13 protein-coding genes are annotated in these 14,525 nt (G+C 65.9%); 1 reads left to right on the top strand and 12 read right to left on the bottom strand.

The genetic code is table 11. The annotated features are described in order from the left end of the window. Positions 1-29: 29 nt before the first annotated feature. On the bottom strand, positions 30-1,310 hold the full coding sequence (locus tag LGN19_RS04410; RefSeq protein WP_122947222.1) for a virulence factor family protein: 1,281 nt from the start codon (positions 1,308-1,310) through the stop codon (positions 30-32). Then, positions 1,307-3,901: a bifunctional lysylphosphatidylglycerol flippase/synthetase MprF gene (gene mprF, locus LGN19_RS04415; protein WP_226213371.1), complete on the bottom strand. Its 2,595-nt coding sequence runs from the start codon at positions 3,899-3,901 to the stop codon at positions 1,307-1,309. The genes LGN19_RS04410 and mprF overlap by 4 nt, the downstream gene beginning before the upstream one ends. 569 nt (positions 3,902-4,470) lie before the next feature. Between mprF and LGN19_RS04420 the strand changes: the two genes are divergently transcribed. Further along, on the top strand, positions 4,471-4,761 hold the full coding sequence (locus tag LGN19_RS04420) for a hypothetical protein (RefSeq protein WP_226213372.1): 291 nt from the start codon (positions 4,471-4,473) through the stop codon (positions 4,759-4,761). Between the two features lie 153 nt (positions 4,762-4,914). Here LGN19_RS04420 and LGN19_RS04425 read toward each other — a convergent pair whose 3' ends face one another. The 10 genes from LGN19_RS04425 to LGN19_RS04470 form a co-directional block, all read right to left on the bottom strand. Beyond that, positions 4,915-5,859, bottom strand: a complete 945-nt coding sequence (locus tag LGN19_RS04425) for an electron transfer flavoprotein subunit alpha/FixB family protein (RefSeq protein WP_226213373.1) — start codon at positions 5,857-5,859, stop codon at positions 4,915-4,917. 16 nt (positions 5,860-5,875) lie between these two features. Then, complete coding sequence (locus tag LGN19_RS04430; RefSeq protein ID WP_226213374.1) at positions 5,876-6,625, bottom strand: electron transfer flavoprotein subunit beta/FixA family protein; 750 nt, start codon at positions 6,623-6,625, stop codon at positions 5,876-5,878. Positions 6,626-6,678: 53 nt separating this feature from the next. Continuing rightward, a complete protein-coding gene (locus LGN19_RS04435; RefSeq protein ID WP_413227178.1) occupies positions 6,679-7,842 on the bottom strand; it encodes a porin in 1,164 nt (387 codons plus the stop codon). Between the two features lie 206 nt (positions 7,843-8,048). After that, positions 8,049-8,885, bottom strand: a complete 837-nt coding sequence (locus LGN19_RS04440) for a substrate-binding periplasmic protein (protein ID WP_174956124.1) — start codon at positions 8,883-8,885, stop codon at positions 8,049-8,051. 84 nt (positions 8,886-8,969) lie between these two features. Beyond that, positions 8,970-9,632 carry an amino acid ABC transporter permease gene (locus LGN19_RS04445; protein ID WP_174956125.1) on the bottom strand — a complete coding sequence of 221 codons (663 nt, stop codon included), beginning with the start codon at positions 9,630-9,632 and terminating at the stop codon, positions 8,970-8,972. Beyond that, a complete protein-coding gene (locus tag LGN19_RS04450; RefSeq protein ID WP_122947229.1) occupies positions 9,629-10,270 on the bottom strand; it encodes an amino acid ABC transporter permease in 642 nt (213 codons plus the stop codon). The genes LGN19_RS04445 and LGN19_RS04450 overlap by 4 nt, the downstream gene beginning before the upstream one ends. Then, on the bottom strand, positions 10,271-11,086 hold the full coding sequence (locus LGN19_RS04455) for an amino acid ABC transporter ATP-binding protein (RefSeq protein ID WP_264172905.1): 816 nt from the start codon (positions 11,084-11,086) through the stop codon (positions 10,271-10,273). It abuts the gene before it with no gap. Positions 11,087-11,338: 252 nt separating this feature from the next. Continuing rightward, on the bottom strand, positions 11,339-11,854 hold the full coding sequence (locus LGN19_RS04460) for a MarR family winged helix-turn-helix transcriptional regulator (protein WP_226213375.1): 516 nt from the start codon (positions 11,852-11,854) through the stop codon (positions 11,339-11,341). A 19-nt stretch (positions 11,855-11,873) separates the two neighbouring features. Beyond that, on the bottom strand, positions 11,874-12,884 hold the full coding sequence (locus LGN19_RS04465; RefSeq protein WP_226213376.1) for an ornithine cyclodeaminase family protein: 1,011 nt from the start codon (positions 12,882-12,884) through the stop codon (positions 11,874-11,876). A gap of 77 nt (positions 12,885-12,961) precedes the next feature. Next, positions 12,962-14,230, bottom strand: coding sequence for a M24 family metallopeptidase (locus LGN19_RS04470; protein ID WP_226213377.1), 1,269 nt, complete (start codon positions 14,228-14,230; stop codon positions 12,962-12,964). Between the last annotated feature and the right edge of the window lie 295 nt (positions 14,231-14,525).

Raw genomic sequence — 14,525 nt, forward strand, 5'->3', positions numbered from 1 at the left:
GGTGCCCGCCGCGCAGCGGGCGCCGGCGTTCAGCGCGCCGCCACCGGTTTGCCGAACGCGCCGAGAATCTTCTTCTCGAGCGCGATGTAGTCACGGCCGAAGTGGTGATCGCCTTGCGTCTTGATCACGTCGGCGCCCGTATTCACGAGTGCCGGACACATCGTGTCCTTCTCTTCCGCGCCATAGAAGCACTGCACGAGCTGCGGCGGCACCTTCGCCATTTCCGGCGCGACCTTCAGCGCCTTGTCGCTCGCGGGCATGCCGAGCCAGCCCGTCACACGGATCTGGAAATCGGCGGCCGGCGCGAAGCCGAGCAGCGACATCACGGCGACCTTGTCGCGCAGGTCGGCCGGCAGCCGGTTGTACGCGAACGGCATCACGTCGGCGCCGAACGAGTAGCCGACCAGCGCCACGCGATTCGCATGCCAGCGCGCCATGTAGGTACGCATCACGCGCGCGAGATCGCGGCTCACCTGCGCCGGCGGCTTCTCGCTCCAGAAATAGCGCAGGCTGTCGATCCCGACCACCGACACGCCGTCGCGCTGCAGCGCCTCGGCGATCGTCTTGTCGAGATCGCGCCAGCCGCCGTCACCCGAGATCACGATCGCGAGCTGGCCATTGCCGCCCTTGGCCGGCAGCTCGACGAGCGGCAGATCCGACACGTCGAGTTCGTCGCCGCTGGTGGTGTCCCGCAGATGCGACGTGACGAGCGACACCAGCTTCGCGGAATCGCCCGCGGCCGCGGTTTCGACGAAGCCCGGCATCGCACGGCGCACGATCGTCGGATCGGGCGGGCACGGCTTGAAGCGCGGATCGAGCTTCGCGGCCTGATCGACCGATACGACCCCGGCAATCGTGTTCTCCGGCGCCATCGACAGGATCTGCTTCGCGATCGCGCCGCCCTGGCCCACGCCCGCGACGATCGGCGTGAAGTAGCGCGACGATTGCGCGAGGCGTTCGAGTTGGTGACTGACCGCTTCGGCGTCGCCGTCGAGGTGGTGGCAGGTCTCCGGCTTCGCGGCGAGATTCATCGCATACCGCTCCGAATCGACGCCGACCGTCATCGCACCGGCCTTCGCGAGCGCATCGGCGGCCTGCTGGTCGGCCGCATTCCAGCCGGCCTCGCGCGAGAACAGCACGACGAAGCCGCGCAGCGGCCCGCTGGGTTTGGTCACGGTGACGGGCCCATAGCGGCCGCCCGATACGGTTTCGGCCTTCACCGCGGCTGGCTGCGTAGCGCACGCGGCGCCGGCCAGCATCATTCCCGCGCAGGCGGCTGCCGCCCGCGCGATTCCCTTCTTCAAACTCATGAACGCCGACCTCCAGCCAGCAATGACAGATCCGCCAGCGTGACGAACACGCCGACCGTGCCCGAGGCCGCGAGATAACGCGGCTCCCAGTGCGGTTCGAACTTGCTCTTGAATGCACGCAAGCCGCGGAAGTTGTAGAAGCGGCCGCCGAAGCGCCAGACCATCAGGCCGATCCGGTGCAACGGCGACGGCATCTTCGCCGCCCCCATCCCCGAGAACGGCGCGATGCCCAGGCTCAGCTTGCGGAAGCCCGCTTCCTTCAGATGCAGCGCGAGCTGCGTAAACAGATACTCCATCGCGTACGGCGACGCGTCCGGCAGATGGCGCATCACGCCGACCGTCGCCTCGGTGTTGAGGTCGGTCGTCATGAACGTGACGAACGCGATCGGCTTGTCGGCCTGACGCACGAGCATCACCGACTGCGTCGCCAGATAGCCGTCGTGGAACGCGGCGACCGAGAAGCTCTTCTCGCGCGCGTCGCGGCTGTCGAGCCAGCCGTCGGAGATGTCGCGCAGCGCCGGCAGCGCGGCCGGCACGTCGCTCGGCGCGATCACCTCGACCGTCAGCGCGTCCTTGTCGCCGCGACGCAGCGCGTAGCGCAGGTGCGACCGGTTCGAACCCTTCAGGTCGAACTGGTCGAGCGCGATATGCGCTTCCTCGCCGAGCTTCATCAGCGTGAGCCCCGCGTCGAGATACAGCGGCAGCGCGTTCGCACGCACCTGGTAGAACGCCGCACGGCCGCTATGCGCATGCGCGAGCGCGATGAACTTGCTGATCAGTGCCGGCCATTCCTCGCGCGGTCCGACCGGGTCGTGAAGCGCGGCCCACGTGCGGCCGTTCTTCGCATACATCAGGAATGCCTGGCGGGACTCCGAGAACAGGAACGACTTGTCGCCCATCAGCGCGAGGCCCGCATCGCTGCATTCCTGCGCGCGGATGATCCGCTCGGCATCCGACAGATCCTGCGCCACGGGCTTCACGAAACGGCCGGGTGCCGGGCGCAGCAGTTGCCACAGCGCGAACAGCGCTACGAACACGCCGGCCGCGAGCGTCGCGCGCAGTGCACGCGGCGCACGCGCGTCGAACGAGAAATGCGACCACAGCTCGCGCGTGTACGGCACGTCGCGGAACGCGAAGAACAGCACCCACACGGCCAGCATCAGCACCATCGCCACCGACACGAACCAGCTCACGGTGAAGCGCTCGGCCAGCAGCGACGAATGACGGTTGAAGCGGCGACGGCTGACGAGCAGCAGCACCAGCAGCGTGCCGAGCACGCCGGCCTCGACGAATGCGAGGCCCTTCACCAGCGACAGCGCGAGGCTGGCGAGCGTCAGCGCGAAGGTCATCCACCATGCGCCGTCGAGGCGGCGCAGCAGCCCGCGCGCGACGAACAGCAGCGCAACGCCGAGCACGCTGCAGATCACCTGCGAGCCTTCGATCACCCACAGCGGCACGAGGTGGCGCAGGATCGCGATCCGGTGCCAGAACGCGGGCGTCGCGCTCGAGATCACCAGCATCCCGCCGACCGCGAACGTCACGAGGCTCAGGAACACCGGCGCGAGCTGCGACACGCGCACGGCCTGCCGCGTCACGAGCCGCCGCCGCAGCGCGCGGCCCTCGAAACCGGCCAGCAGGCCGGCCGACAGCACGAGCGGCACGCCGAAATAGATCGCGCGATATGCGATCAGCGCGGCGACCATCGCGTGCGGCGGCACTTCGCGGCCGAGCGTGAAGACCATCGCGGCTTCGAACACGCCGATCCCGCCCGGCGTATGGCCGATCATCCCGAGCAGCATCGCCGCTGCGTAAACAGTAATGAAGGTCGGGAAGCCGACCGGCGCGGCCGGCAGCAGCACCCACAGCGTCAGGCCTGCCGCGACGATGTCGAGTACCGCATAGACGACCTGCGCGACGAGATCGCGCCGAGCCGGCACGTCGAACGACAGCCACTTGAAGCGCGTGACGACCGGGCGCGCGGTGTTGCCGCACATCACGACCATCGCGGCCAGCACCACGAGCAGCGCCGCGCCGGTCCACGTCAGCACCCCGGGCGCGACATGCAGCATCGCGGCGAGCGCCTCCGGCACGCAGACCATGCCGAGCGCCGTCATCCACACCATCGCGAGCGCCAGCGTGCCGCTCGTGAACACCGTCATCCGGCCGATCTGCGCGGGCGTGACGCCCGACACGCCGTACACGCGGGCGCGCACCGCGCCGCCCGTCAGCGCGCCGAAGCCGGTCGCATTACCGAGCGCGGACCCGGCGATCGCGCCGATCCACAATGCGACGCGCGGCACCTTCGCGGCGACATAGCGCAGGCCGACCGCGTCGCGGGCGACGAGCGCGAGATAGCTGAGGGCCGTCGCGGCCAGCGACGCGCCCCACTCGCCGGCGGACATGTGACGCAACTGACGGATCACCGACCGGTAGTCGACGGATTCCGACAGGTGCTGGAATACCACGATCAGCAGCAGGCCGATGCCGAGCGCAAGCAGCGGCGACAGCAGACGCTCGTTGCGGATCAGCGCCCGGACACGGGCGATCACCGCCGCGGCGCGGCCGGGCGAACCAGAGTGGCGGGAAGACATAGAGTGTTCAGTGGTGGTGCATAGCGTGTCGCGGCGCAAGGCGGCCAGGCGGCGACGTATCTGGTTGTTCTGCGTGGGCGATCGGCCGAAGGAATGGGCAGGTGGCGCCTGGATCAGAACTTACGAGTATACGGAATTTATATTACAGAATCTTTCAGATTCGGATTGTGGGGTTTTGTCGTACCGCGTGCGTAAAAATCGCATCAAAAACACGGTGCCCGACAAACGCAAGGTGCGCATCATACCGGGAACCGGACGGGATTTTTCATCGGACGAATGACTTGTCACGCATTTGGGAGAAATCTGCCGGACGATTCCCCGCGCACGAGGACGAAAACGTAAGGCCCCGCGCATTTCAGAAATGGGGACGGGGCTCCGATAGGGTCGGCATGCGGTCGGGTCGAGGCCTTCCGGTGCCAGACGAACGCGTTCGTCGGCGCCCACCCGGGTATTGTCGTCAATACTGCGCCGTCAACTGAAAGCCGACCGTCATACGCGGTGTCAGGCAGCCTGACGGGTAGTAGACCAGCGTACCCGCAACCGTGACAGATCAGGCGGCCGCGACCCGCATGCCGGCCGAGACGCCCCCTGCCATCGCTCACGGGCTGATCGGTGTCGTGCGCACCTATGCGGCGGGCGGCATACCCGGCACGACCGAGAACCGGATGCCGCCCGTCAGCGTCGTGCCGGGCGCCACGACGTTGCGTTACGGGTTTCGCCGCTGGCGCGTCGTCCGGCCGATCCACGATATGTGTCGTCTCTCCACCGCCGCCTTGGCGGAGCGGATCGCACTGTCGAAGCTCGGCTCGGTTGCCACGTGCCGATTGTCGACGCTGACGAACCACCTGTCTCTCGCGTGACACCAGCGGACCCGTCGATCGTCCATCAGCGACGAAAACCAGCGCCATACGGCAGCGTCGTCGGAATTGGCAACGATCGCTGCCTGCCTGCGCGCTTCCCGCAAGTCATCCGGCGCACCCGCCAGCGGTGGTGGCCGACAGGAATCGGCCATGCTACAAAGCGGCCGCGATCTCGGGTAGCGCAACGAACAGATCATCGACGAGGCCGTAGTCGGCCACGCTGAAGATCGGCGCCTCCGGATCCTGGTTGATCGCGACGATCACCTTCGAATCCTTCATGCCGGCCAGGTGCTGGATCGCCCCCGAAATGCCGACCGCGACGTACAGCTGCGGGGCGACGATCTTGCCGGTCTGGCCGACCTGGTAGTCGTTCGGCACGTAGCCCGCGTCGACCGCCGCGCGCGATGCGCCCAGTGCGGCATGCAGCTTGTCGGCCAGCGGCTCCAGCATCTTCGTATAGTTATCGCCGCTGCCCAGCCCGCGGCCGCCCGACACGACGATGCTCGCGCTCGTGAGCTCCGGACGGTCCAGCTTCGTTACTTCACGGCTCATGAATTGCGACTTGCCGGCGTCGGCTGCCGCTTCGATCTTCTCGACCGATGCGCTGCCGCCAACGGCCGCCACCGGATCGAAACCCGTCGCGCGCACCGTGATCACCTTGACCGGATCGCTCGACTGCACCGTCGCAATCGCGTTGCCCGCATAGATCGGGCGCTCGAACGTATCGGCCGACACCACCGCCGTGATCTCGGAGATCTGCGCGACATCCAGCTTCGCGGCGATGCGCGGCGTGACGCTCTTGCCGTAGGCCGTGGCCGGCGCGAGGATGTGCGAGTAATCCTTCGCGATGTTCATCACTGTCGCTTCGATGTTCTCGGCAAGACCATCGGCCAACTGCGACGCATCGGCCAGCAGCACCTTCGACACCCCTGCGATCTTCGCTGCTGCGTCCGCTGCCGCTTGCGCGTTGTGGCCCGCGACCAGCACGTGAATGTCACCGCCGACGAATTTGCCAACCTCGGCTGCCGCCGCCACCGTGTTCAGCGTCGCGGCCTTGATCGACGCGTTGTCATGTTCTGCAATCACCAGAATCGTCATTTCTTTCCGCTCCCTCTTACAGCACCTTGGCTTCGGTCTTCAGCTTCTCGACCAGCGTCTTCACGTCCGGCACCTTCACGCCGGCTGCGCGCTTCGGCGGCTCGACCACCTTCAGCGTCTTCAGACGCGGCGCGACATCCACGCCCAGGTCTTCCGGCTTCACAGTTTCCAACGGCTTCTTCTTCGCCTTCATGATGTTCGGCAGCGTCACGTAGCGCGGCTCGTTCAGCCGCAGATCGGTGGTAACGACCGCGGGCAGTTGAAGCGACAGCGTTTCCGCGCCGCCGTCGACTTCGCGTGCGACCGTGGCTTTACCGTCGGCCACCGTCACCTTCGACGCGAACGTCGCTTGCGGCAGGCTTGCCAGCGCGGCCAGCATCTGGCCCGTCTGGTTCGAATCGTCGTCGATTGCCTGCTTGCCGAGGATCACCAGCTGCGGCTGCTCCTTGTCGACCAGCGCCTTCAGGATCTTCGCGACGGCCAGCGGCTCGACGCCATCGGTCGACTCGACGAGGATCGCGCGATCCGCGCCGATCGCCAGCGCCGTACGCAGCGTTTCCTGCGCTTGCGCAACACCGACCGATACGGCGATCACTTCGGTCGCCACGCCCGCTTCCTTCAGGCGCACCGCTTCTTCAACCGCGATTTCGTCGAACGGGTTCATCGACATCTTCACGTTCGCGATGTCGACACCTGTGTTGTCCGACTTCACGCGGACCTTCACGTTGTAATCGACCACTCTTTTCACTGGCACCAGGATTTTCATCGCTTATCCGCCCGAATTGAAGGGGCCGGCGCCTGTCGCCCGCCCCATGAGGTTTAGAACAGGTGATACATCCCGATCCGCAAAGCGATCTGATGATTGTTGCTCGACGCGTTACCGACCACGCCGTCGAAAATCGCGGCCTGCGCCGCCGCACCGCCCGCGCGCTGGTAGACACCCATCGCATAAACTGACGTGCGCTTCGACAGCGCGTACGATGTTGTCAGGCCGGCCTGATGGTAGATCGGCGCCGCATCCGAGTAACCGACATGCCCGTGCGTATAGGTATAGGCGCCGCCAACCGACCACGCGGCGGTCAACGCATAGCGCGCCCAGACCTCATAGTTGTCGAAGCGGACCGTCGACGTCGTGCCGTTCGCGCGCTCGAAGCGCGTGTCGGTAAAGTCCAGCCCGACCGTCGCATGGCCGAACGCATAGCTGGCCGCAGCACCGACCACCTGCTCGTTGGCCGGATTGCCGACATAGCTGAACGGCCCTGAAGCACCGATCGCCGGGCCCGTCGTGTCGGACACGAAATCGCCGTCGGTGAACAGCAGTGCCGGATTCTTCGCGTACAGGTAGGCGGCCGCAACATTGAACGACGCAATCGAATAACTCGCGCCGATGCTCCACATGCCGGTCGTGCCGCGCCCGGGCGCAGTCGAATTCGTGAACGAGTACATGCCGCCGAACGTCAGGCCGCCGAAGCTCGGGCTCGCATACTTGATCGCGTTGTCGACGCGAAACGAGTTGTCGGTGTTGTCGATGTCGCCTGCATGCACGAACGGCCCGCCGAACTGGCCGGGCGCCGTCAACGGCTGCAGATAGTCGACGATCGAATCGTACTGGCGGCCGAACGTCAGCGTGCCGAACCGCGCATCCGACAAGCCGACGTACGCCTGCCGGCCGAACATGCGGCCACCCTGGCGCAGCTGCCCGTTTTCCGCGCTGAACCCGGATTCGAGCTTGAAGATCGCCGACAGGCCGCCACCGAGATCCTCGCTGCCCTTCAGCCCCCACCGGCTTCCATAAATGCCGTCATAAGTGCCGTCCTGCATGTGCCACAGCGATTTGCCGCCGCTGTTGTTCGTGTAGTCGATGCCCTCGTCGATCACGCCGTACAGCGTGACGGTCGATTGCGCATGCGCGGCCGTCGGAAAAACGAGGCAGGCCGACGTCATGATCATCGAACCGGGCAAGAGCCATTTCGTTTTTTTCATTTGGTATCCTGATTGATATTGGTGATCCAGTTCGTGTTCTGTAACGTGTGTCGATTCAAGTGCTGGTGAAGAATCTTGCCCGGGGCGAGCGCACTGCCCGTCGCCCCGGATCCGGCCGCCGCGCGGGAATCAGCCTGTTTTCGTCACGCCGCGCAACGTGCGCGACGCGACGCAGCCGGGTTGCGTCACCGGCAGGAACGTTCCGCTCACTGAATGATCCGCGGCGCGCCCACGTCGGCGGCCGATGTCGACAGGCCGTAGGTCTTGAGGATCCGGGCGATCTCCCCCGACTGGCGCAACGCGTCGATATTGGCGCTGAGCGCGGCGCCGAGTGCGGCATTCGTCTTCGTGAAGAGCAGCGCCGTCTGCCCCGGTTCGAGCGACGCGGGCACGCGCGGATCGGGCTTCACGAGCATGATCTTCATCGACCCATAGCCGCCCTTCGCCTGGTTGTATTTCGACACGGCATAGCTGTCGGTGCCGACGTCGATCCGGCCCGCGGCAAGATCCTGCGCCATCGCAACGGGATTCGGGTAGACGACCAGCGCGCTGCCGAGCAGCTTCTGCAGGTTCCCGGTCCACAGGTAGCCTTGCACCGTACCAACCCGCTTGCCGACAATGCTGTCGACGGTGTCGATACCCTGCTTCGAGATCACCGCCATCTGGTCGAGATACATCGGATCGCTCAGGCCCAGCACCTTGGCGCGATCGGCCGTGCGATACCAGTCGCCGAGGCCGACGTCGGCCCGCCGCGACACGACGGACTGCACCACGGCAGCCGGATCGATGACGGACACCGCAATCTTCAGGCATTCCCGCGCAGCGATCTGCTTGACGATCTCGCCGTCGACGCCCTTGAGGTCATCCGCGCCGGCCGGAATCGAATAAGGCGGGAAATCCCACACGGCGACCGACAGCGTGCCGGGCCGGATCGTCTCGAACTGGTGCGCGGGCTTGCAGGACTGTGCGCGAGCTGTGGCGCCGAGGCCCGTGAGACACAGGCCGATGAACGCGAGCGAAAGGCGGCGCATGGGTGATGTCATGAGAATTCCCCCGAAACAGCGTGGCAGGTTGAAAAAGGCCGGAAACCGGCAAACGAAAGGAACGAATCGAATGGCATCGCCGACTCAGCGAACCGCGTGCCGTCCCAGGCGGCGTTCGAGTGCAGATACGGCGAAGGTCGCCGGCACGCAGATCAGCGCGAACATCAGACCCGCGAGCAGGAGCACGGGCATGTATTCGAATGTCGACGATCCGATGCTCGACGCGCGGCTGACGAGTTCGGGCAGCGCGATCGTGAAGCACAGCGACGTGGCCTGCAGCATCATGATCGAGAAACCGAGCAAGGCCGGCAGCGCAACGCGCAGGCCCTGCGGCACGACCACGAAGCGCAGCGCATCGACTGCATTGAGTCCGATCACCGCGGCCGCTTCCTTCTGCCCGTGCGGCACGGCGTCGAAGCCCGCGCGAATGATTTCACTCGTGTAAGCACCGGTGCAGCACGCCAACGCCACCACGGCGGACAGGAACGATGACAGCGTCAACCCTGCATTCGGCAACCCGAAATAGAAGAACTGCAGCAGGATCAGTGCCGGCGCGCCACGCCCGATCTCGACGAACACCAGCGCGGCGACGCGGATCGCCTTCGGCTTCATCGACACGCAAAGCGCGAGCACGAGGCCGAGCGGAATGCCGATCGCAAGGCTCAGTGCGGTGACTTCGAGCGACAGACGGTAGCCGCCGAGCAGGTCGGGCAGCCAGGATTGCCAGAGATCGATCATGGAACTCATCGCGACACCCGCGAACGAAGGTGAAGATCGGCCCAGCGCGACAGCCATGCGACCGGGATGCTGAGAGCGATGTACAGCAGCGCGGCAGCAGCGTAGACACCCAGTCCGCGAAACGTCTGCTGCGACACGTGATAGGCCTGGAACGCAAGCTCGCCGACGCCGATCGTGGACGCGACGGCCGAATCCTTCAGCAGCCCGATCAGGTAGGTCGCCGCGGTCGGCAGCGCGATGCGCACCATCTGCGGGAGAATCACGTCGCGAAACTGCTGCGCACGCGTGAGGTTCAGCACTTTCGCCGCTTCGTACTGCCCCGGGTGAATCGCCGTCAACGCACCGCGATAGACCTCGGACAGATTGGCCGCGGTCACGAGACCGAGACCCAGCGCGGCCGCCGTGAACGGGTTGAGCGGCAGCAGGTCGTTGCCGATCCCGAAGAACACGAAGAACAGCCACACGATCGGCGGCACCGACCGGCAACCGACGACGAACGCGGTCGCGAGTGCGCGCACGACAGGATTCCGGGCGCTGCGCAGCGCACAGAGCGGCATCCCGAGCACCGCGCCGATCGCAAAGACCGTCAGCGTCAGCGCGATCGTCCACGGAACGCCAGCGAGAATGGCGGAAAGGTGGTCGATCATTCAGCGGTCCCTCACGGCGCTCAGGAATTTCGCGGCACGTTCCGTTCGCGGGTGGCGCATCACGACCTCGCTCGGCCCGGCTTCGAGAATCCGCCCGTCCGCCATGATGATCACGCGATCGGACACGCTCTCCGCGAAATGCATCTCGTGCGTGACCACGATCATCGTCATTCCCGACGTCGCGAGCTCGTTCATCACCGCGAGCACTTCGAGGCCGAGTTCCGGATCGAGCGCCGACGTCGGCTCGTCGAACAGCATGATTTCGGGTTCCAGCGCGAGCGCGCGAGCGATCGCGATGCGCTGCTGCTGCCCCCCCGAACAGCGCACCGGAAACTGATCGGCCTTGCTCGCGAGGCCGACCCGTTCGAGCAGTTCCATCGAGCGCCGGTCGGCATCAGCACGACTGCGGCCCATCGTGCGCTCCTGCGCAAGGCTGACGTTACGCAGCACCGTGAGATGCGGGAACAGGTTGAATGACTGGAACACCATCCCGATCCGGCGCCGCAGCGTCACGAGTTCGCGGCGCGCGGGCGCGTGGTTCGCCTCGATCGTCACGTCGCCGATCGTCACACGGCCTTCGGTCGGCGGTTCGAGCTGGTTGATGCAGCGAAGCAGCGTGCTCTTGCCCGACCCGCTCGGGCCAATGATCGCGATCACTTCGCCGGCATTCATTGAGAAGCTGACGTCCTGCAGCACACGGTGCACGCCGAACGTCTTCCCGACGGCCTCGACGCACAGGATCGGCTGCACGTCGGGATGGACGGCCTGCGTCGCGCCGGGCTCGACCCGCAGGGGGGGTGCGACAATGCTGTTCATGGAAGCTTCTCCGTCGATGGCTTTCAAGTCGAGTCTCCAGATCGATCGACTGTCGTCGCGCCCCGGGCGGAACACGTTCTCGACCTGCGATTCGTTGTCTATTTACTCAGTACACCGATGTGATTAGATGACCTATATTGAACGCATCCAATATCTCGGGCTCAAGCGATCGTTTTGCATCAGGTCTTGCGCGACACGCATCAACTCGATCGAGGGCCCGCGTGCGGACGGGCTACCGCGACGTCATCGCCCTTACCACGCGCGACGCATGCCCATCAGCTTGTTCAGGATGCGATCGAGCACCGCACGATCGTCAGCATCGAGCGTGCGCAGCATCTGTGTCTGCCGGTCGAGCGCGACGGGCAGCACGCGTTCGTAAAGCCGGCGCCCGCTTTCGTTCAGCGCGAGCCGGATTTCGCGCCGATCGTCCTCGTTCGTCTTGCGCTGGATCATCCGGCGCTCCGCGAGTCGGTTTACGGCGCGGCTGATGCTGTTTTTCGGCCGCCCCGTCACTTCGCAGATCTGCTTGGCCGTCATCGCGCCGGCAGTCGACAGGCAGGCCAGCACGTTGAATTCGTCACGACTGACGTCGAACGTCTGCATCATCTCCGCGAACACCGGTTCGTTGTAGTAGTTCGACCACAGCGTCAGCCGCCATGCATCGTTCAGCGGGCCGTTCGTGACGACGGCGTCGAACACCGCGTCGGCGCCCGTCGCGTCGTCGTGCGCTTCGTCGTCGTGCTCGGACACAAGGTCGATATCTTTCATCGCAAGCTGCTCCATCAGGTCAACGATCGGACGGCATATGGCCGTCAGCCGGTGCCGCGCATCGACGGCTCAACCAGTCGGCAAACATCAGGTCGAGATGGCCGCCACCGCCGTTCTTGAACAGGGTAATGTCGTCGTCATGCTGGCGCCCCGCCGCACGGCCGCCGCACAGGTCGAACAGATCGCCCTCGATGTCGGCCGCGTCGATCACACCCGCTTCGAGCGGCTGGCGAATGTCGCCGCAGTGTTCGGTCACGAGCGCGCGATGATCGACATGGATGCGGGCGCGCAGCAGCGCCACATCGTTCGCTTCGCGCATCGACGGCGTGTAGCCGCCGACCAGGTCGACGTGGCAGCCGGCGCGCAGCCATGCGCCGTCGAGCACCGGCGACGTCGACGACGTCACGCAGACGACGAGGTCGGCATCGCGAACGCTGCGCTCGAGATGCTCGACGGCACGCACGTCGGCACCGGGAGCATCGTCGGCCGCCTGCGCGGCGAGCCGCACCGCGCGTTCGTGGCTGCGGTTCCACACGTCGATCCGGCGCAGCGTCGGAAATTCCGCCGCCATCACGCGCAGATGCGTCGCCGCCTGCGCTCCCGCGCCGATGATCGTCAGCGTCTGCGGGTCACGCCGCGCGAGCAGGCGAGCGCCGAGCGCCGAGTCGGCTGCGGTCTTGTAGTGGGTGAATGCGTTGCCGACGATGATCGAGCGAAACCGGCCGTCTTCGGGATCGCACAGCAGGACGGCCGCATGCCAGTTGTCGCCCGAACCGGCCGCGCGCCGGTTGTTGTCGGGCGAGATAGACACGACTTTCGTGCCGACCGCGCCGTCATGCGCGCTGCCGAGCCAGATCAGCATCTCGCCATCCTCGCGCGCATCGCGCGGCACGCTGGTGTGCAGGCGCGCGAGCGGCGCATACGCGCACCGGTGGGCAGCCTCCAGCGCATCGACCATGTGCGTGGGCGGAATACGGCTCAATACCTCGTCGGAGGAGATCAGTTGAGGCAACGGACTGGATGCGATCATGGGAACCGGGCCTGTCATGTCAATGCTTGAATGTCGAAATCGATGACCGAGAGCGAGAGCGTGCCCGCGCAGGCGGCTCACGCATCGCGATCCGCTCTCAGCGGCGTTGCCGACAGCGGGATCGCGCCGGTCGACGTGATCAGCACCTGCTCCTCGAGCTTCACGCCTTCGGCTCCCCCCTGCACGCCGATGTAGCTTTCGACCGACACGACCATGTTTTCCTCGAACGTGCCGTCATACCCCCACGCATCGAAATCGACCGCATACGCGACGCTCGGGTATTCGTCGACCAGCCCGACGCCGTGCAACATCATCATGTAGCGGTTGTGAACATAACGCTCCGGTACTGGCCAGCAGCGCTCGGCGAACTCCCGGAACGTTACGCCCGCACGCAGCAGCCCGACGTTGTGGCTGATCTGGTCTTCCGCATAGCCGAGCAAATCGCGCTGGTTCGCGGACACCCCGCGCCCCGGGCATACAAAGCTGCGCGAAATGTCGGACAGGTAGCCGCCGGGCCCGACCATGTCGGTGTCGAAGCAGACCATGTCGCCCGGCTCGATCACGCGGTTCGTCGCATCCTGGAACCACGGATTGGTGCGCGGCCCCGACGACAGCAGCCGGCTCTCCGCCCACTCGCCGCCGTGCGCGATGTTGGTCTCGTGAAAGACGCTCCACAGCTGATTCTCGGTAATGCCGGGGCGCAGCGCCTCGCGCATGCGTGCGACGCCGAGGTCGCACACCCCCATCGACACGCGATGCTGCGCGACTTCCTCGGGGCCCTTCACGAGCCGGGCCTGCTCGGTCAGCGGCTGCGCGTCGAACAACCGGACGCCGAGCCGCGTCAGCCGTTCGGCGCCCCACGGATCGCAGCGATCGACGGCGAGCCGCATGTTGCCGCCGCCGTGCGTGCGCAGCAGATCGGCGATCTCCTGCGCCCACGCGTCGGCCTTCTCCTCGACGCGCGGCCCGGCCAGGAAGTAGATCCACGGCGTCGCCGGCCGGATCTCGTCGATCGATTCGATGTGTTCGCTGTTGTGCTTGCTGCTCGTGAAATCGAACAGCACGAGTGGGCCGTCGGTGGCGATGAACACATAGCGGCTCGGTGAATGCATGACCCACAGGCCGAGATTGTTGGTGTCCGTCGCGTAGCGGATGTTCAGCGGGTCGGCCAGCAACATGCCCGCGTAGTCGTGCTTGCGCAACTGCTCACGCAGCCGTTCGACGCGATAGGCGCGCAGCGCGCGGCGATCGATCGCATCGAACGCATCGAGCAGCGCGCGATCGATCGGCGCGACACGATGGCCCTGCACCAGTTCGTCATGCCGGCACTCGGAAGCCGCGTGCACGCGTGACGTCGACGAAGGAGCATCGGAAGATGGCGAGGCAGTGTTCACGATCACGACGGTACCCTTCTGGCTGGAGTGTGGGCGCTCGGGGTGGAGCGCGGATCCGACGCATTGACTGTTTCGACGCAGATTAGTCCCACGTGGAACCAACTGTCAATGCGCTAAAAATGTGTTTACCCTTGCATCGCGAACGGCCGGGGAACGCCGGCGACAGACGCGCGAAAGCACCGCGCCTGCGTACGGAAATCGCTCACGTTCCGGCCGCTCGTCAGGGGCCGGCGACCCGCACCGGCCC

This window comes from Burkholderia sp. AU30198 (assembly GCF_020419825.1).
Lineage (GTDB): Bacteria > Pseudomonadota > Gammaproteobacteria > Burkholderiales > Burkholderiaceae > Burkholderia.